The sequence below is a fragment of the Caulobacter sp. FV2ye17ST genome (genome assembly GCF_058680955.1).
Genome location: NZ_CM178727.1, coordinates 2,062,188 through 2,080,400, shown reverse-complemented (window position 1 = coordinate 2,080,400; position 18,213 = coordinate 2,062,188). Strand labels below are relative to the sequence as shown.

The 18,213-nt window shown below is 64.2% G+C and carries 13 protein-coding genes and 1 pseudogene; 1 reads left to right on the top strand and 13 read right to left on the bottom strand.

What is annotated here, in order from left to right; translation table 11 throughout:
* Window positions 1-190: 190 nt before the first annotated feature.
* From ACW17V_RS10065 to ACW17V_RS10050, 4 genes and pseudogenes are all read right to left on the bottom strand, one after another.
* Entirely contained in the window at window positions 191-802 is a 612-nt protein-coding gene (locus ACW17V_RS10065; RefSeq protein ID WP_492108858.1) for a hypothetical protein, read from the bottom strand.
* 105 nt (window positions 803-907) lie between these two features.
* Window positions 908-1,276: pseudogene (locus tag ACW17V_RS10060) on the bottom strand (TniQ family protein); the annotation flags it as partial.
* Window positions 1,269-2,186 carry a TniB family NTP-binding protein gene (locus tag ACW17V_RS10055; protein WP_492108671.1) on the bottom strand — a complete coding sequence of 306 codons (918 nt, stop codon included), beginning with the start codon at window positions 2,184-2,186 and terminating at the stop codon, window positions 1,269-1,271. The gene ACW17V_RS10055 and the pseudogene ACW17V_RS10060, both read right to left, overlap by 8 nt.
* Window positions 2,186-3,823, bottom strand: a complete 1,638-nt coding sequence (locus tag ACW17V_RS10050) for a transposase (protein ID WP_492108670.1) — start codon at window positions 3,821-3,823, stop codon at window positions 2,186-2,188. Before ACW17V_RS10050 ends, ACW17V_RS10055 begins: the two co-directional genes overlap by 1 nt.
* Window positions 3,824-5,040: 1,217 nt before the next feature.
* Here ACW17V_RS10050 and ACW17V_RS10045 point away from each other — a divergent pair.
* Window positions 5,041-5,514, top strand: coding sequence for a GatB/YqeY domain-containing protein (locus ACW17V_RS10045; RefSeq protein WP_492108669.1), 474 nt, complete (start codon window positions 5,041-5,043; stop codon window positions 5,512-5,514).
* Between the two features lie 236 nt (window positions 5,515-5,750).
* On the opposite strand, the gene cobA is transcribed toward ACW17V_RS10045, so the two are convergent.
* The 9 genes from cobA to ACW17V_RS10000 all read right to left on the bottom strand — a co-directional run bounded on the left by cobA (window position 5,751) and on the right by ACW17V_RS10000 (window position 17,918).
* Window positions 5,751-6,521: a uroporphyrinogen-III C-methyltransferase gene (gene cobA, locus ACW17V_RS10040; protein ID WP_492108668.1), complete on the bottom strand. Its 771-nt coding sequence runs from the start codon at window positions 6,519-6,521 to the stop codon at window positions 5,751-5,753.
* Window positions 6,511-9,204: a nitrate reductase gene (locus tag ACW17V_RS10035; RefSeq protein ID WP_492108667.1), complete on the bottom strand. Its 2,694-nt coding sequence runs from the start codon at window positions 9,202-9,204 to the stop codon at window positions 6,511-6,513. The genes cobA and ACW17V_RS10035 overlap by 11 nt, the downstream gene beginning before the upstream one ends.
* Window positions 9,197-9,550: a nitrite reductase small subunit NirD gene (nirD, locus tag ACW17V_RS10030; RefSeq protein ID WP_492108666.1), complete on the bottom strand. Its 354-nt coding sequence runs from the start codon at window positions 9,548-9,550 to the stop codon at window positions 9,197-9,199. Before nirD ends, ACW17V_RS10035 begins: the two co-directional genes overlap by 8 nt.
* Window positions 9,547-12,015 carry a nitrite reductase large subunit NirB gene (nirB, locus tag ACW17V_RS10025; protein WP_492108665.1) on the bottom strand — a complete coding sequence of 823 codons (2,469 nt, stop codon included), beginning with the start codon at window positions 12,013-12,015 and terminating at the stop codon, window positions 9,547-9,549. Before nirB ends, nirD begins: the two co-directional genes overlap by 4 nt.
* A 28-nt stretch (window positions 12,016-12,043) precedes the next feature.
* Window positions 12,044-13,264, bottom strand: coding sequence for a nitrate/nitrite transporter (locus ACW17V_RS10020; protein WP_492057329.1), 1,221 nt, complete (start codon window positions 13,262-13,264; stop codon window positions 12,044-12,046).
* Between the two features lie 227 nt (window positions 13,265-13,491).
* Window positions 13,492-14,277 (bottom strand): ABC transporter ATP-binding protein, encoded by a 786-nt coding sequence (locus ACW17V_RS10015; RefSeq protein WP_492108664.1) that lies wholly within the window; start codon window positions 14,275-14,277, stop codon window positions 13,492-13,494.
* A gap of 12 nt (window positions 14,278-14,289) precedes the next feature.
* The gene (gene ntrB / locus ACW17V_RS10010; RefSeq protein ID WP_492108663.1) at window positions 14,290-15,204 is read right to left on the bottom strand and encodes a nitrate ABC transporter permease; all 915 of its coding nucleotides are present in this window, start codon (window positions 15,202-15,204) and stop codon (window positions 14,290-14,292) included.
* Between the two features lie 10 nt (window positions 15,205-15,214).
* Window positions 15,215-16,513: a CmpA/NrtA family ABC transporter substrate-binding protein gene (locus tag ACW17V_RS10005; RefSeq protein WP_492108662.1), complete on the bottom strand. Its 1,299-nt coding sequence runs from the start codon at window positions 16,511-16,513 to the stop codon at window positions 15,215-15,217.
* Window positions 16,514-16,535: 22 nt separating this feature from the next.
* Window positions 16,536-17,918, bottom strand: a complete 1,383-nt coding sequence (locus ACW17V_RS10000; RefSeq protein WP_492108661.1) for an alginate export family protein — start codon at window positions 17,916-17,918, stop codon at window positions 16,536-16,538.
* Window positions 17,919-18,213 lie beyond the last annotated feature (295 nt).

Sequence of the window (18,213 nt, the reverse complement as noted above, 5' to 3'; positions counted from 1 at the left end):
CGCCTGTCGGTTTTCCCAATCTGTCACTGACTCCTATTCCTGCGAATCGCAGCTGTGCCGTTACGAGTTGCCACGACGGTCCGCGTTTCTGCGGATTTCTGACTCCAACCGTGCGACTGGCTGACTCCATTTTTGCGACTGACACGCCGTCGGCGAAAATGGAGTTTGCATCAGCCTCTCTGCGAGAGTCTCAGAACACAAAGCCCCCAATAGCTCCGACCGCGACGGCGTAAGTCCACCGCCTTCTGAGGTCGGTCGGCCAAGCCCTAGACCGCTCGTCAAGATCGACCAGGCTCAGTCTGGGCAGTTCCATAGGCAGCAAGAACAAGGGGTCTCGAATTGCGTGTGTAAACACGCTTTGCCAGCCCTCGACCTTGCTGTAGCGATACCAAGCGTAAGGCCACGTCTGTGCTGGAAATTTTCTGTCGTCCTCCAGTGGGTCGACTGGTTCAGCGAAAATGCGAAGGGCAACACGCGTGTAGAAAAGGCGCATGTTTGCGCCCAGATCTTCCCACCAACCTGTCGGAATATCCCGCGAACCCTGCAACACCTTGCTGCCTAGCAGCGTCCACTCGAATATCGAAATTAGTGCTTTGTTCCGCGGCGGGCGCATTCTTGTGGCCAACGCGTCGATCAAATCGCTCACTGCGCGACGTAGCTTGATCAGTTCCACCAAGGTTTCTGCATCGCCGGCTCCATCGAGAGCTCTTTGAACGCGTATGAGCATATTTATATTGTCGAAATCAACATCTCCAAAAACTGAGCCGCGCATGTCTTCGCCGCCGGCTTCGTCGCCGTACAAAGTGAGATTACTTGCTATCTTGATTGTAGAGTGACGGTGTGAGATCAGCCTTGTGGCGTGCTCAACGCAAACGACTGCTAGCGGATGTGTCCAGGATCGCCGGATATATGGCGGCACTCCCCTCGCCCCATCCTTCTCCAGACAGTTTTGGCAAACCGCCCAGCAATATGGCGCGTTGAAGCCTGGGCGTGGCGGGTAGTCACTTGGCGGGATGGGGTGAGCAATCAGGTCGGAGAGCGGTGCTTGCGCTAGAATCTCTTCCCGCTGCCGCGTCATGGCTGCAATGCGCGGCAGGAGCGTCAAATCTCCTCGATCTGGGCCTGTAACCACTCCACCAAGTATTTGCTCCATCTCCCTGACTGTAATTAGATGCGCATCGGCGATCCGAACAAGCCAAGATGAGAGCGCCTCGTCAGGCTGGATTGGTGGCGCTAGGACTGTCAGGTCGATGCTTTCGGCGCTCTCTCTAGTCATGGACTTCGCGTCGACGACGAAGCGCAACCTCCTCGATCAGTTGAGCGGCCAAGCACTCCTCGTTGTTCAATGCGACGATCGCTGCTCGCTCTATGAGGCTGAACAGACGACCCACGATCGATCCAGAATGAAGAAACAGCGCCTCCATTAGAGGTCTATCGACCAAAGTCGGTTTTCTCAGGGGGATAGAGCGAAGGCGTTCGCGGACAGCGTCAACGACCCACTTTTCTCTTTTCGCCCAAGCCGGCAGCGCAACGATTTCAAACCGCTCTTCGAGATGTGGATCCGATTTGATCAGCGCCTTGGCTTCGCCCGAGCCAAAACCGACGATACTTATCGACAGCTGATTGGATAAGTACTTGAGTGCGTTGAGAACAATGCGTTGATCGCGGGCACGAAACTCAGTGATGCGCTGAATTTCGTCGAGGATGATCATCCTGACACGATTTGCAGTGAGTTGGGTAATAACCATATCCTGAAGTCGATATGTAGTGGCCTCCATTGGTCGAGGTGCATTCAGTCTCCTCAGAATGTCGATGTAGAGGCGCTTCTCAGTTAGCTCATCATTGACTTCAAACCGGAGCACGCCTTCTGCCCGCCAAAGTTTGTCCTTCTCCGTCGGCTCGTTTGCTGCCGGATGCCGAGCGCGAACTAAGCTTAGGAAATGGACCTGTATGTAACTCTTGCCCATGTTCGGGGCCGCCCAGAACAACACCGACGGCATTCGCAGGCGCGGCGGCATTTCAAGCACCTCGAACATCCGCTCGATTGCATCTTCTGCGGCTGGGTAGTTGACCCAGCAGTCCGTGAGGATCGCGGCCTTGCGAATAGCGTGGTCGGCGGTCGCCAAGTACGCAATGTCGGGATGCAAGTGTCCGAAAGGACCTTCATCGGAGGATCGAGGTGCCATCACCCCCCTCCCCCAAAGGCGCCGCCCCAATCATCGTCATGGTCCGGCTGAACCGGCGTAGCGCGCCCTACCCAATGCCCCGCGGCAGCTCGTGCTCTGTCTAGCCGTTCAAGCTGACGCGCGGCCTGGGTCGATCGCCCCGCAGCATCCTGGATGATCTGCTCGACCTGCGCGGCGGCGCGATGAAGGGTCTCCCTATGAGGGCGGGCTTTGTCCACCTCCCCCACCATGCGGCGCGAGGCTTTATACAGCCACAGCGTCAAGGTTGGCCCCTCGCGAAAACGGCTCAGCGGGACCGTGACATAGCCGCGCCCTCTGACTTGGACATAGAGATGGGAAAGGTCGCGCGGGTCGTACTTGGCCTTGATCTCGCGCGTCCCAGAGATGAAAGCCTCGCAGATTTCCTGACAATAGTAGAGCTCGTTGAAGGCCTGGATACCTTGTCGCCCGATCGTGCGCGGCAGTTCCGGGAGTAAGTCGAGGCGAAAAGCGTCCGGATCCTCGGGGTGCTCCGGCGCCTGGCCCGCCGTCGCCGCGCGCCAGGCGTCGATGGGCGAAACCCCAAGTGCGCTGTGCACGCGATGATGATAGATGCCCAGGATCTGATGCGCGAAGTAGTCTTGAAGCTGATCGAGCGTGAGCCGCGCGGACGCTTTGCTGTCATAGTCGCCGCGCGCCGTTGGGCTGCGGTGCGTCGCGCCTGGCAGTAGCCTGCAGGTTCCCATCAAGGTGCCGATGAGGCGTTCGATATGCCCGCCGAACCGGGTCCTTCCTGGTGGCCGAAGGAAAGTCTCGACCCCTTGGTTCTTCAACGCGCGCACCAGGATTGGCGACGAGAACTCCTTGGCGCGGTCGCTGTGCAAGAGCTTCATCAGCCCTTCGATGGGGTAGTCGTAGTTGTAGCCCTGCCTGCTCAGCCAAGGCCCCTTGGGCGCCACCGCGAGATCCAGGGTGGTCGCGACCCTTATAGCGGAAGGCGGTTCCAGCCCCACGTAGAAGCCGGCGATCATACGGGTGCAGACGTCGATCACGACCGTCAGCCAAGGGCGTCCGATCGGCCGTCCCTCTCGATCGATGATGATCACGTCGGCAAGGGTGTGGTCGATCTGCCAAACGTCCCAGGGGCGCTTTACTTCATAGTGGCCAGGCCTGGGCGTGTGCTTCTCGGCAGACTTTGCCCCTTCCCGCTTTGCGGCGATTTCACGCTTGGATATTCGATTTCGCCGCCTGATGACGGCCGCTCGAGTAGGCTGAGACAGACCTTCGGCCTCGCAAGCATCTCCGATCTTCTCCCAGACGGACATCAGCGAAGGCTTGGCCTGGGTTAGGTAGTCCCTCCGTAGAAGCTCGTCGATCAATTCGTCTTGGCGAGGATGCAGCTTCGACCGACCTTCCGGCCACCCTTTACCGTGAGGCGAGATGTCCTCGATCGTCCCTCTTCCTTGGAGGCGCCCGATGTCGCGGTAGAGCGTGGAGGCGTGAACGCCGGCCTCTTCCGCCGCCAGTTCTACGTCGTACCGAGAACGGTTCGGCATGTTCTTGAGCGCGCGCGCAGCCTTCAGGCGACGGCCCAATTCGTCGATCCGCTCGTCAGGCAATTGCGTAAGCGGGCCGCTTGATGGGGGCGAAGGCATCATCGCGCCCTGCCCGACTGGAGGAAGTCCGCTTCAAAGGCCAGCCGAACGTTGATCGCTCCCTCGGCGTCTAAGGCGCAAATGACCAGGGGATGCTCCAGTCGGCCATTTCTTGGGTCGATGGCAGGATCCGTCGCCCAGACAAACTCGATGCGAAGCCCCCCCTCGCCCTTCGGCGCGCATTGTGTTTTTCTTGCAGGCATAGGTTCTCTCTCGCGATCTCTGAAGACTTCGCGTTGACGGCGAGCACACAAGCGCAACAAGGCACTCGGCGTTTCGCCGCTGGTTGACAGAAACAAATTGTCGGGAGAGAGTTGGTGCGTCGAATTTACCGACTCTCCGCCTTTCACTGCCTAAAGGGCTCGTCCGGCAAGACGGGCCTTTTGAGGTCTTGTTGATCAAGGAGACATGGATCACCTCCGACAATCACGCTTGGCGACGTGAGTCTGAGGTCAACGATCGGTCAGTTTCTGAATTCTAGCAAGTTTGATTACGAATGCTGATTTCTTACCAAAAGTTGGTTATATGGGATGAGATATATTCTGATATACGATGGGATATATTTTAAGCGACAGGATCGGCGGCTTAAAGGCCGCCCGCCACACCGCGATTGGCGTGAATAAACGGCTGCAGCCGAGACGCGATCCTGATCCAGGCCTGTCGATAATCAGTGCTGAAAGGCACCGAGCGCCTCGGCGAGAGACCGAGCCACGGCTCGCCTTTGACGGACGGGAAGATTAGGAAGCGATTGTGGAATGCCCATCCCGGCGAGCCGCAGCGCATCCGAAACTTGAGCATGAGGCCCCGCAAGTTTGGCGCGGCAGGCTGCAACTTTGCGCCACAGCTCAATCAGTCGGTATCCGAGACCGCAGGATAAGCTGCGAAGGCCCGGCAACGGGTTGCCCTCAGAAATTCCTTAGCGGCGTCGCCCGTCAGCGCCCGGCCTTCTAAGTGGTCACGGCGCGCCTCGTCTAAAACCTTCCCCAGTTCGATAGTCTCGGCCGAGGCCGGCCGCTGTTTGCGGTTTGGGCCGGCCGAACGACTTACATGGGCCAAATGGCGATCGGGCATGATCATAGAATAACGCGGGCTCTCCCGATTTGTCATCCGGGTACCTAGTCTGCTGCGCGCCAATAGCGGACATTGGCGTGCTCCCAGGATGTTGACGTTGCCACGCAGTGCGGCGCAATCGAGGCGCAGTGAATTGGAAGGACGACCACATGGCTTTACTCGACGAGCTCAAAGCTGACCAACTCGCCGCGCGCAAGCTGAGCGACCGTCTGAAGGCTGACCTGCTGACCACATTGATCGGCGAAGCTACGCAGATCACGACCGAAGAATTCAAGCGCGGCGTGACGGAAGTCACTGACGAAAAGGTCGTCGCAACCGTCGCTAAGTTCTTGAAGAACACGAAGCTGACGCTGGAGAACCTCGCCACCGAACGCGCGCGTCTGATCGAAGCCGGAGGCGATGCGGCGAAGGTGGATGAGCGGACCAGGGCGGCTGAAACCGAGCTGGCGATACTGACCTCGTATGGCCCAAAGCAGATGACGGAAGCGCAACTGCGCGAGGTCATCAGCGACTTCAGGGCCAAGAACCCCGACGCCAACGTCGGGACGATCATGGCCCACCTGAAGACGAGCTTCGGCGGCCAGTATGACGGCAAGGCGGCCAGCGCGTTGGCCAAGGCTTAAAGTGAGGACTACTTCGCCGTCTCGCGGCGGGACCCGGAGCGAGGTTGCGGCACTGGTGGATAATTGCAGGGAAGCCCGTCGCGATCATGGGCCGCACTCAGCGAGCCAAGTTCGATCCCTCTCGCGGCCATGACCGATGGCGGCTTCCGTGGCGAGTTCGCGCCAGGAGCAGACTCTCGAACCACCCCAGGAACACGACGTTCAGCTCACAGCCAACACGGACATCCGCCTGCCACTCAAGCGGACGCCCTCTTCGGCGCCTCATGGACCACAGCCTCTCCGACACCGGAGACAACCTCGCCGATGACGATCAGAAGCGGGCCACCCGACGTCGAGGCTCCGAATTGGGCAAGCTCCTGAAGGGTCGCAGCCGTCAGCTTGGCGTTCGGTCCACCGACGCTCTCCATGATCGCGACCGGCGTTGTTGGAGACCTCCCCTGCAGAAGAAGTGCGAGCGCCAGAGAAGACGCCGCTTCACCGCCCATATAGATGGCCAAGGTGGCTTCGGGATCGGCGCCCAGCTGCCAGTCGCTGACCGCGCCAGCGCCTTCTACCCGCGCGGTGGCGAAGATCACTCGCCGGGCCTGGCCACGATGGGTTAGGGGGAAGCCGAACTGCGCCGCCGCCGCGCAAGCGGCTGTTACCCCTGGCACCACTTCGACCGCGATCCCGAAGCGCCTCAGATAGTCGGCCTCTTCGCCGACGCGTCCGAAGATCGACGGATCGCCGCCCTTGAGGCGCACGACCCTCAAACCTCTACGCGCCAGGCGCAAAGCCAGGCAATTGATGGCGTCTTGGCTCATACTGGGACGACCGGAGCGCTTGCCGGTCTCGATGCGGATGCAGCCCGGCGGCGCGAGAGCTATGGCCTCCTCGGAGATCAGGGCGTCGTACAGCAGGGCCTGGGCGCTCTCGACCGCCCGCACCGCGCGCAACGTCATCAGATCGACGGGACCAGGGCCTGCGCCGACGAGCAGGACACAGCCGGCCTTGGGGTCATGCGACATCGACGGTCTCCTTGGCGAGCTTGAGGGAAGCGGCGATCATCCGGGCGATCTCGGGCCGGCAGGAGCCGCAATTGGTCCCCGCCCCGGTTACCTCGCCCACAGCGTCTGGATTGACGGCGCCGGCCGCGATGGCGGCCTGGATAGTCTTGGCGCCCACCTTCAGGCAGGCGCAGACCAAAGCGCCCTTGTCGACGGGCGCGCCGGGTGGGCGGCCAAACAGCAGGGCCGAGCGCGCCTCGGCGCCCAGCACCGGCGCGGTGAAAAGCTCGGCCAGCCAGTCACGCGACGGCAGGGCTCCGCTGGTGGTCATGAACAGCACCGCCGCCAATCGCCCGTCGCGGACCCAGGCCTCGCGCCGCGAACCGGACCCGGCGTCCTCATAGGCCACCAACTCGCCGACCAGTCTCTTTGACAGCACCTTGCGGACGACCTCGCGTTGGGCTTGGTCGCCGCGCCCCGCGAACTCATGCTGCTGACAGGCCTCCTGCGGAATCCGTCGCCACACAAGATCCTGGCCAGCAGGCGCGCTGAGGCTGTCGCGCGAGAGAAAAAAGCCCTTCCAGGTTTCGCGATAGGCGCGGATCCGGGCGGGGGTGTGCTTGAATTCCGGCTGACCGGAGATTGGGTCGATATTTGGCGCGATCAGGCCATTGGACCGCCCTGACGGCGCGAAGGCGGCGGTCCAGTGCATGGGCATGAACAGGTCGCCGGGGCGTTGCCGGTCGGTGACCCTGGCAATGACGACGGCTTCGCCACGCGCGGTCAGGACTCGGGTCAGAACCCCGTCCTTGACGCCGGCGGCCTCGGCGTCGACCGGATGCATCTCGACAAAGGGCTCGGGCGCGTGGCGGCACAGGTCGGGTGCGAGACCCGTACGGGTCATGGTGTGCCACTGGTCGCGGATGCGGCCCGTATTGAGTGATAGCGGATAGGCGTCGCTGACGGCGTCGGCGGGCCCCTTCGGACGGGTCGGGATCATCCGGGCGCGAGTATCAGGGGTCTGAAAACGGCCGTCGACAAACAGACGCGGCGCGCCCTGCCCGTCGGCTCTGACCGGCCACTGCATCGGCTTCAGGCCGGCATAGCCGTCCGGATCGATGCTGGTCAGACCCGAAAGGTCGAGAAGGCGGCCGTCATTCTCATAGGCCGTCAGGCGCGCCCATTCGCGGAACACGCTGGCGGGACTCGACCAACCGAAGCCGTCATGGCCCATGGCCACGGCGACCTCGGCGATGATCCTCCAGTCGGCGCGGGCCTTGCCCGGCGCGACGAACAAGGGCCGCTGACGCGAGATGCGACGTTCGGAATTGGTGACCGTGCCGTCCTTCTCGCCCCAGGCCAGGGCCGGCAGCTTCACATGGGCGAAGGCGCTGGTGTCGGTGTCGGCGATGCAGTCGGAGACGACCACGAACGGGCACTTGGCCAGGGCCTCGCGCACCCGGCCGGCGTCCGGCATCGAGACGGCCGGGTTGGTGGCCATCACCCAGATCGCCTTGATCCGGCCGTCATGCACCGCCTCGAACATGTCGACGGCCTTCAGGCCCGGCTTGCGGGCGGTGTCGGGCGCGCCCCAGAAGCGGGCGACGCGATCTCGATCGGCCGGCTCGAAGTCCATGTGGCCGGCCAGGGTGTTGGCCATGCCGCCGGTTTCCCGGCCGCCCATGGCGTTGGGCTGGCCGGTGATCGAGAACGGGCAGGCCCCGGGCTTTCCGATGCGGCCTGTGGCCAGATGGACATTGAGGATCGACAGCCCCTTGGCCACGCCCTGGGCTGACTGGTTTGCCCCCATCGAGAACAGACTGACCGTCCTGGGATGGGCGGCGAACAGATCGAAAAAGGTCAGCAGGTCGATCAGCGCCAGACCGCAGTCGGCGGCGACCGCCTGGGGCGACTGGTCGAGTTCGCCCAGGGCCGCCTCGACCGCGTCAAAGCCGTTTACATGGGCGGCGATATAGTCGCGATCGATCGCGCCGCGCCGGATCAGGTCGGCCAGCAGGCCGGTCCACAGGCGCACATCGCTCTGCGGCGCGATGGCCAGGTGCAGATCGGCGCCCTCGGCAGTGTCGGTGCGGCGCGGATCGATGACCACGTGCTTCTGGCCGCGCGCCCGGGCCGCCTCCATGCGCCGATAGAGCACCGGATGGGTCCAGGCGGCGTTGTGGCCGCTGAATACAACGAGGTCAGCCAGATCGAGGTCTTCATAGCAGCCGGGCACCAGGTCGGCGCCGAAGGCCTGTTTGTGAGCCGCGACGGCCGAGGCCATGCAGAGCCGGCTGTTGGTGTCGATATTGCCCGAGCCGATGAAGCCCTTCATCAGCTTGTTGGCGACGTAGTAGTCCTCGGTCAGCAATTGGCCGGAGACATAAAAGGCCACGCTATCAGGACCGTATTTGGCGATGGTGTCGCCAAAGCGTTTGGCGACCAGAGCTGTCGCCTCGGTCCAGCTGGCGACGCGTCCGCCGATCGTCGGCTCCAGAAGCCGACCTTCGAGACTGACGGTGGCGCCCAGCGCCGTACCCTTCGAGCAGAGGCGCCCCAGATTGGCCGGATGGGTCGGGTCACCCGCCACCGACACCGCCCGGTTCTCGCCCCGGTCGGCGGTCACGACAGCGGCGACGCCGCAGCCGACGCCGCAATAGGGGCAAGCGGTCTTGACCGAAAGGGCGGCGCCGCCGTCAGCCATCGGCCTCGACCAGAGCCAGGCTCAGCAGCAGGCGGCCGTCGCGAACCTCCAGCGGCACGACGGGCGTGCAGCCCTTGCCCTTGTCGGCGCCCATTGGCTCGCCGGTGGCCAGGTCGATCGACCAGTTGTGCAGCGGACAGGCCACGGCGCGACCGTGGACAATACCCTGGCTGAGCGGCCCGCCCTTGTGCGGACAGGTGTCCATCAGCGCAAAGACCTCGCCATCGCCGGTGCGGAAGATGGCGATGTCGCCGCGCGGGCTGGTCACGCGGCGCGCGCCGCGACGGGGAATATCGGTCACCGCGCCGACGTCGATCCAGACCGGCTCTTTGACGGGGGCGTTCATGCGGGGGCGAACTCCATCCGGCGGCTCATGGGGGTGAATTCCTCGTTGTGGCGACCGGCCACGCGCTCGGCCCAGGGGTCGATGCGGGCGAAGCGCTGCGAGAAGACAAAGCGGTCGTAGAGGGCCTTGCGCTGGTCCGGATCGGTGACCTGGACTTGGATGGTCTCCAGACCCACGCGCGCCATCCACTTGTAGACGCGCTCCAGGTACCAGCCTTCTTCTCGGTAGAGCTGCATGGCGGCGGCAATGACCCAGACCACCTCGTCCTCCGAGGCGACATGGGTCAGCACCTTGGTGCCTTGGATGTGCAGGCCGGCCGCGCCGCCGATATGGATCTCGTAACCGCTGTCGACGCAGACGACGCCGAAGTCCTTGCAGGTGGCTTCGGCGCAGTTGCGGGGGCAACCTGACACCGCCAGCTTGACCTTGGCCGGCGCCCACGAGCCCCAAAGGAACTTCTCGAGGCGAATCCCCAAGCCCGTGGAGTCCTGGGTGCCGAACCGGCACCAGTCGCTGCCGACGCAGGTCTTCACCGTGCGCAGGCCCTTGGCGTAGGCGTGGCCGCTGACCATGCCGGCGGCGTTCAGGTCGGCCCAGACGGCCGGCAGATCGTCCTTTTTGACGCCCAACAGATCGATGCGCTGGCCACCGGTGACCTTGACCGCCGGAATGGCGAACTTGTCGGCGACATCGGCGATGGCCCGCAATTCGTCGGGCGTCGTCATGCCGCCCCACATGCGCGGCACAACGCTGTAGGTGCCGTCTTTCTGGATGTTGGCGTGGACCCGCTCGTTGATGTAGCGCGACTGCTTGTCGTCGCGGTACTCGGCGGGCCAGGCGCACAACAGGTAGTAGTTCAGGGCCGGACGGCAGGACGAGCAGCCGTCGGGCGTGGTCCATTCCATGGCCTGCATCACCGCCGGCATGGACTTCAGGTCCTGAGCCAGGATCGCCTCACGGACGGCCGAGTGCGGATGGTGCGTACATTTGCACATCGGCTTGGGGCCGACCTGGGCCTTGAAGTCATCGCCCAGGGTGAGCTTAAGCACCTGCTCGACCAGCGGGGTGCAAGAGCCGCACGAGGCCGAAGCCTTGGTGACCGCCTTCACGTCATCCAGGGTCGTCAGACCCTGGCTGGTGATGGCCGAGACGATCGAACCCTTGCAGACACCGTTGCAGCCGCAGATTTCCTGCGTATCGGGCATGGCCGCAACGGCCGCATTAGGGTCCAGGCCGGACAAACCCTCCGTGATGGCCTGACCGAAGATCAGGGTGTCGCGAATGTCGGCGACCATGGTCCCGGCCCGCATGAGGTCGAAGTACCAGCCGCCGTCGGCGGCGTCGCCGAACAGCACCGCGCCGGCGACCTTGCCGTCCTCGATGACCACGCGCTTGTAAACGCCGCGCCCGGCATCGCGGAACACGATGTCCTCACAGCCCTCCCCCCCGGAAAACTTGCCGGCCGAGAACACATCGACACCCGAGACCTTCAGGCGAGTAGAGAGGACGGAGCCTTCATAAGCCCCCTCCCCGTCGGTCAACGAGAGGGCCAGCGAGCGGCACATGTCCCAGATCGGCGCGACAAGGCCGTAGCAATTGCCCCGATGCTCGGCGCATTCGCCCACCGCGAACACAGCCGGATCGGAGGTGCGCATGGTGTCATCCACCACCACGCCGCGATTGACGGCCAGACCCGCCTCGCGCGCCAGGGCAGCGTTGGGACGGATGCCGACGGCCATGACCAGCAGATCGCACGGCAGGATACGGCCGTCTTTCAGCTTGAGGCCGGCGACCTGACCGTCCTGACCGACGATCTCCTCGGAATGAGCCCCCAGCACCGTTTCGACGCCGCGCTCGAGCAGGGCCTCGCGCAGCAGGAAACCGGCGCTCTCGTCCAGCTGGCGTTCCATCAGCACGTCCATCAGGTGGACGACCGTGGCGGCCATGCCGCGCCGGGCCAGGCCGTAGGCTGCTTCCAGACCCAGCAGGCCGCCGCCGATCACCACCGCGCGGGCGCCGGATTTGGCCGAGGCCGCGACCATGGCCTCGACGTCATCCAGATCGCGGAAGGTCACCACGCCTTTCAGGTCGGAACCTGGCAAGGGCAGACGGAAGGGATCGGAGCCCGTGGCCAGGATCAGCTTGTCGTAAGCGAGCGAAAGCCCGCCTTCGGCTCGCACCGCCTTGACTTTGATATCGACCTCGACGACCGCGCGGCCCGCATGCAGGGCGATGCCATTGTCGCGATACCAGGCCTCGTCATTGATGACGATGTCCTCGAAGGTCTTCTCGCCCGCCAGCACCGGCGACAGCATGATGCGGTTGTAGTTGACGCGGGGCTCGGTCCCGAAGATCGCGATCTCGTAGCGGTCGGGATCGCGCTTGAGGACTTCCTCGACCGCTCGGCAGCCAGCCATGCCGTTGCCGATGACGACCAGACGTTCCCGAGTGTGGGCTTTGCTCATGGCGTTGCTCATTTCTCAGAGGTCAGGATCAGACGCGCACGGGGCGAGCGTCGGCGTGCAGGGTCGGCCAGATCGCCCGCCAGCGGGCCTTCAGACCGTGCAGGGCGAAGAGGGCGAACAGGGCCAGGGCGGCGAAACCGAGAAAGCCGAGCTGGTAGGAACCGGTCACCTTCTTGGCCATGCCAAGCGTCGAAGCCAGGTAGAAGCCGCCGATCCCGCCGGTCATGCCGATCAGGCCGGTCATGACGCCGATCTCCTTGCGGAAGCGCTGCGGCGCCAGCTGGAACACCGCGCCATTGCCGGCCCCCAGGGCCAGCATCGAGAACATCAGCACCGCCAGGGCCAGCCAGGCCGAGGGCAGTTGGAAGCTGGCCACCGCCAGACCGATCGCGGCCAGGGCGTAGACCACGGTCAGGGTGCGCACGCCGCCATGCCGGTCGGCCAGGGCGCCGCCGACGGGACGGATGAACGAGCCGGCGAAGACGCAGGCGGCCGTGAAGAAGCCGGCGATGACCGGGTCGAGGCCATATTCGGAGTTGAAGTACATGGTCAGCGACGAGGCCAGCCCCACGAAGCCGCCGAAGGTGACGGCGTAGAGGAGCATCAACCACCAGGCGTCCGGGACCTTCAGGACGTCGAGATACTCGGCCAGCTTCTTGGGCTCGGGCTGCTCGGGCGCGTCCTTGGCCATCAGCATGTAGATGACGAAGGCGACCGCCAGAGGGATCGCCGCAAGACCAATGACGTTCTGCCAGCCATAGGTCTTGGCGAGCACGGGCGCGAAAAGCGCCGCCAGCGCCGTACCCGAATTGCCCGCGCCGGCGATGCCCAGGGCCAGGCCCTGGTGCTCTTGCGGATACCAGCGCGACGCCAGAGGCAAAGCGACAGCGAAGGATGAGCCAGCGACGCCCAGGATCAGGCCCAGGGCCAAGACCTGGTTGTAGCTATGCACCCCGACCGCCCAGGTCAGGGCCAGACCGGTCAGCACAATCAGCTGACCGATCATGCCGGTCTTCTTGGGACCGATGCGATCGACCAGGACTCCGTTGACCAGTCGCAGCAGCGCGCCGGCCAGGACCGGCACAGCGACCATCAGGCCCTTTTGGGCGGGATCGAGGTTGAAGTCCTTGGCGATCGCCACGCCCAGCGGGCCCAGGATCACCCAGACCATGAAACTGAGGTCGAAATAGAGGAAGGCGGCGAACAGGGTCGGAGCGTGGCCGACCTTGGCAAATTCGCGGAGATTCATGGCTGTGCCTCGGAATGCGGTCTGCGAGAGGGGCGCCTGCGCCCATGCGGTGACCGCATCCGAGCGGTCGTCTCTTGCAGCCACGAACGTCGTTGTCCGAAGGCCTGATCTCATTGGGCGGCACGAACGGCGGGGTGTCACCCGCCTTCGCACCCGCGACGCCGCTGTTCACGGCGTCGCACAATCGCTCAGCAAACAGGCGCCGCCAGCGCCTGTTTGCTGAGCAGCTACGCGGCTCGCCGGGCGTAGAGGAACTCGATCACCGCCGCTCGGCCTTGGACATAGGCGGGATTCTCGGCAACCCCGAGCCGGTCTCTAGGGCGCGCCAGATCCACGGGCAGGATGTCACCGATCGTGGCGCGCGGGCCGTTGGTCATCATCACGATACGATCCGACAAGAGCACCGCTTCGTCGACATCGTGGGTGATCATCAACACCGTGTTCTTCAGCGCCGTCTGGATTTCCATGACGCTGTCTTGCAGATGCGCGCGGGTCAGGGCGTCCAGGGCCCCGAACGGCTCGTCCAGCAGCAGGACCTTAGGCTGCATCGCCAGGGCCCGGGCGATGCCGACGCGCTGCTTCATGCCGCCCGAAATCTCCGACGGCCGCTTGTCGCGGGCGTGGGTCATCTTGACCAGGTCCAGATTGTGCAGCGTCCAGTCCTTGCGCTCGGCGGCCGACTTCTTGCCGGCGAACACCTTGTCGACCGCCAGCCGCACATTTTCCTGCACCGACAGCCAGGGCAGCAGCGAATGGTTCTGGAACACCACGGCCCGCTCCGGCCCGGGCGCCTCGACCGACTCGCGATCAAGGATCACCGCTCCGGTCGTCACCGGGATCAGCCCGGCCACCACATTGAGCAGGGTGGACTTGCCGCAACCGGAGTGGCCGATGATCGAGACAAACTCGCCTTGATCGACCTGCAGGTTGATGTCGCGCAGCACTTCGGAGCGGGCGGAGCCCTTCTGGAACGTGACGCCGACGCCTTCGATGGAAAGATAGGCCTTGGGCATGCTGGTGATCCTTCAGCTCAGCGCGCTGCCGCGCGAGACGATGCGCCCGATAAAGGCGACGATGCGGTCGAGGAAGAAGCCGGTGAGACCGACCCAGGCCAGCGCCACGACGATGTCGGAAATCCGCCCGGAATTGTACTGGTCCCAGATGAAGAAGCCGACGCCGACGCCGCCCAGCAGCATTTCGGAGGCGACGATGGCCAGCCAGCTCATGCCGATGCCGATGCGCAGACCGGTGAATATGTAGGGCGTGGTGGCCGGCAGCAGGATCTTGAAGAAATACTCGGTCGGCGACAGCCGCAGCACCCGGGCGACGTTGCGATAGTCATCCGGAATATTGCGCACGCCCACGGCGGTGTTGATGATGATCGGCCAGATCGATGTGATGAAGATCACGAACAGGGCCGAAGGCTCAGCCTGCTGAAAGGCGGCCAGCGAGATCGGCAACCAGGCCAGGGGCGGGACGGTGCGCAGCACCTGAAAGATCGGATCCAGGCCCCGATGGGCCCAGCGATTGGCGCCGATCAGTACGCCCAGCATGATCCCGCAGATCGCCGACAGCGAAAAGCCAACGCCGACCCGGCTGAGGCTGGTCAGCACGTGCCAGAAGAGCCCTTTGTCGACCCCGCCATTATCGAAGAACGGGTCGGTGATCAGGTCCTTGGACTCGGTCCAGATCCGCCCGGGCGACGGCACGCCGGTGTAGGAATCGCCGGCCGCCACCTGCCACAGCCCCATCAGAACCAGCAGCATCAGAGCCGGCGGGATGACCGCCGCCGAGACAGCGCGAGCCTGGCGTCCAAGTTCGGACAGGCGCGAGGCGCGAACCTCATCGACAGGCGACAGCGAACCCGCCGACGCCTGGACCTCGCCTGCGGCGCTGGCCAGAGGCTCGGCTGGTGAAAAGGAGGGCTTGGGAAAGGTCATCACCGCGCCCCTAAACCAGCTTCTTGATCGGCTGACTGGCTAGGTAGGCGCCCGGATTGGCCGGATCGAACACCTTGCCATCAAAGAACCGCTCGACGCCGCGGCTGTCGCCGGCGGGACCGGTCTGGCCGATGGTCTTGGCGGCGGCGCGCCAGATGTCCGAACGATTGACCCTGCCCACCAGCGCCTGGGTGTTGGTCTTCTGCGGCAAGACACCCCAGCGGATATCCTCGGTCAGGAACCACAGGTCATGCGACTTGAACGGGAAGCTGGCATTGTCGGCCCAGAACTTCATCCGGTGCGGCGAGTTCTTCAGGGTCCGACCGTCGCCGTAGTCCACCGTGCCCTGCAGGCGGGGCAGGATGTCGCCCATCGGCACGTTAATGTACTGGCGACCCGAAACGATCGAGCACATAGCCGGCAGGTTGGAAGCCTTGTCGCACCACATGGCCGCTTCCTGGACAGCGGCGGTGATGGCCTGGGCGGCGCGGGGATATTTGTCGACCCAGGCGGCGCGCATGCCCAGCGCCTTTTCCGGGTGGTTCATCCACAGTTCCGAGGTCAGGCAAGCCGTGTAACCGACCTTCTGGTTGACCAGCTGACCGTTCCACGGCTCGCCGACGCAGAACACGTCCTGGGTGCCGGCCTTCATGTTGGCCACCATCTGCGGCGGCGGGATCACGATCGTCGAGACGTCAGTCTCGGGGTTGATGCCGCCAGCCGCCAGCCAGTACCGAACCCACAGGTCGTGCGTGCCGCCCCGGAAGGTCATCGCCACCTTGGCGATATTGCCTGAGGCCTTCAGCTGGGCAAACTTGGCCTTGGCCCCGCTACTGTTGAGGCCAACCTTGACCGCCTTCAGATCGTTGCCGACCGAGATGCCCTGACCATTGGTGTTGAGCCGGGCCAGCACATACATCGGCGTTGGCGCGCCGCCGGTGATCGCCCCCGTGGTCATCAGATAGGGCATGGGCGACAGGATATGCGCTCCGTCGATACCGCCCCGCTCGGATCCCAGCACCAGGTTGTCGCGCGTGGCGCCCCAGGAGGCCTGTTTGAGGACCTCCACATCGGGCATGCCGTGCTTGGCGAACAGGCCTCGCTCCTTGGCGATGATCACCGGGGCGGAGTCCGTCAGGGCGATGAAGCCCAGGCGAGCCTTGGCGACTTCGGGGGCCATGCCTGCGGCGTGGGCCCCGGCCGGAAAGGCGGCCTTGACGGCGGCGACGGTGGCGGCCGCGCCCACCAGGGCGTTGCGGCGGGTGAGGCTCATCTCAGAGCCGGCGATGGTCTTGTCGGTCTTGGTCATGATCTTCAGATCCCGCTGGGGCTTAGAGTTTGTATTCGAGGGTGATCCAGCCCTTGGTCCGCGACGGCGGCGGCGCCGCCGTGCCCAGCGGCACGGTCGTCTCGCGCTTGAAGTCGGCGTACTTGAACTGGATCGAGAGCTTGGGATTGATCGCGGCCGTCAGCTGGACGCCCCACTCGCGACCCAGGTCCGCACCCGTCTTCTGGTCGTTGAAGTCGTGGTAGCGGACCAGAACGTCGGTGTTGAACCAGTAGGTCCGCTTGAACCGGGGCTTGGCGTTGAAGGTGAGGTTGGCGTCCTCAATGCCGTCGACGAAGCTCTTGTTGCCGCCCGGCGAGACGAAGGCGTCGCTCCATCCCTGGAAGGCGTGAACTGTGGCCAAAGGCGTGGTGAAGCCGCGTGCGCCATCGCCTTCAAGCGACTCGTAAGCCGCTTTCACCGTGTAGATGTCGAAGGTCGCCGCGACGTCGCCACCCCAATAGGCCAGGTCGAAGCTGGGTGTATTGCCGTGATAGTCCGACTGCTGGGCGTAGGTGGCGTTGTAGGCCAGTTGGAACAGGTTGACCCAGGTCTTGCCCGAGACCTTCACCCCTTTGGTGAGCGACGAGTTGATCGCAGAGTTGCCGAAGTCCAGGGCGTAGACGAAGCCTTGCAGCCTCAAGGCCTCGGCGGGGGACCATGTCGCGTTCAGTAGATGGCTGTCGCTGTCCCAGTCCTTCAACTCACCGAGGATGCGATTGATGTGGGTGACGTAGGCGTAGGTCGCCTTGAACCGGCCCAGGGCGACGTCGGCGCGCAAGCCATCCATCGTCTGCTCGTCCTGGCGCCAGCCGACATTGCCGACGAACCGCTGGTCATCCAGCAGGATGCGCTGGCGGCCGGCGGTGACCTGCAGGGCCGCGCTGGGCGTCCAGGTGAGCTGGGCGCGGTTCAGCTCGGTGACATCGGGGTCGTTGACGACCGGATAGCGGGCCTTGTCGGCGCCGTTCAACGGAGCGGTCGCGACGCCGGGTACGTTGACGGCATAGTGCTCTTCGCCGACCTGCCGGACGTCCTCGAACTCCACCAGCGCCTTGACGCCCTGGAACTCGGCGGTCTCCCACCCGAAACGGGTGCGGACGGTGAAGGCCGAGGCGTCGTTCCTCAGCGTGGCGGTCTTGGTCTGGTCGACGGTCTCGTAGCGAGCCCGGACCTCCAGGATCAGTTTGCCGGCCGCGATCTGGTCGCTGATGGTCGGCGGCGGCGCGAGCGGCGGAGGTTCGACGGCCGGCTCGGCGACGGCCTCGACCGTGGTTTCAGCGGTCGGCGCGGCGGGAGCCGGAGCTTCCTGGGCCCAGGCCGTTCCACCCAACGTCAGGGCGCAGAAAGCCGTCCCGCACCGCAGCATTCCTCGCAGATTTTTCATTGCCTCAATCCCCCAAGGCCAAAAAAAAACGCCCGGCGAGACCGCGTGTGCGATCTCTCCGGACGTCGTTGTCCATTCCATACCGACGACTACGTCACCGTCGGCGGCCCTCTCAGGCCTGCGCGGAACCTCGTTGTCCCGCGTGTCGCCATCAGGAAGGCGTCGACCGCCGACCTGCGGCAATCGAAAAACGGCGTTATCGCCTAGTGCGCTCCGTCACCGGCGCATTTTGCACAGCGCAACAGCAGTTCTCAGCAGGACCGTGCCCGTATTCCGCGCGTTTGTGCGACCTCAA

What these genes read in the sequence shown, in the direction of transcription:
- ACW17V_RS10055 (WP_492108671.1), bottom strand. Translation starts at nt 2,186, where the DNA reads ATGGCACCTCGATCCTCCGATGAAGGTCCTTTCGGACACTTGCATCCC.
- ACW17V_RS10000 (WP_492108661.1), bottom strand. Translation starts at nt 17,918, where the DNA reads ATGAAAAATCTGCGAGGAATGCTGCGGTGCGGGACGGCTTTCTGCGCC.
- ACW17V_RS10035 (WP_492108667.1), bottom strand. Translation starts at nt 9,204, where the DNA reads ATGGCTGACGGCGGCGCCGCCCTTTCGGTCAAGACCGCTTGCCCCTAT.
- nirD (WP_492108666.1), bottom strand. Translation starts at nt 9,550, where the DNA reads ATGAACGCCCCCGTCAAAGAGCCGGTCTGGATCGACGTCGGCGCGGTG.
- ACW17V_RS10015 (WP_492108664.1), bottom strand. Translation starts at nt 14,277, where the DNA reads ATGCCCAAGGCCTATCTTTCCATCGAAGGCGTCGGCGTCACGTTCCAG.
- ACW17V_RS10020 (WP_492057329.1), bottom strand. Translation starts at nt 13,264, where the DNA reads ATGAATCTCCGCGAATTTGCCAAGGTCGGCCACGCTCCGACCCTGTTC.
- ntrB (WP_492108663.1), bottom strand. Translation starts at nt 15,204, where the DNA reads ATGACCTTTCCCAAGCCCTCCTTTTCACCAGCCGAGCCTCTGGCCAGC.
- ACW17V_RS10045 (WP_492108669.1), top strand. Translation starts at nt 5,041, where the DNA reads ATGGCTTTACTCGACGAGCTCAAAGCTGACCAACTCGCCGCGCGCAAG.
- ACW17V_RS10050 (WP_492108670.1), bottom strand. Translation starts at nt 3,823, where the DNA reads ATGATGCCTTCGCCCCCATCAAGCGGCCCGCTTACGCAATTGCCTGAC.
- cobA (WP_492108668.1), bottom strand. Translation starts at nt 6,521, where the DNA reads ATGTCGCATGACCCCAAGGCCGGCTGTGTCCTGCTCGTCGGCGCAGGC.
- ACW17V_RS10005 (WP_492108662.1), bottom strand. Translation starts at nt 16,513, where the DNA reads ATGACCAAGACCGACAAGACCATCGCCGGCTCTGAGATGAGCCTCACC.
- nirB (WP_492108665.1), bottom strand. Translation starts at nt 12,015, where the DNA reads ATGAGCAAAGCCCACACTCGGGAACGTCTGGTCGTCATCGGCAACGGC.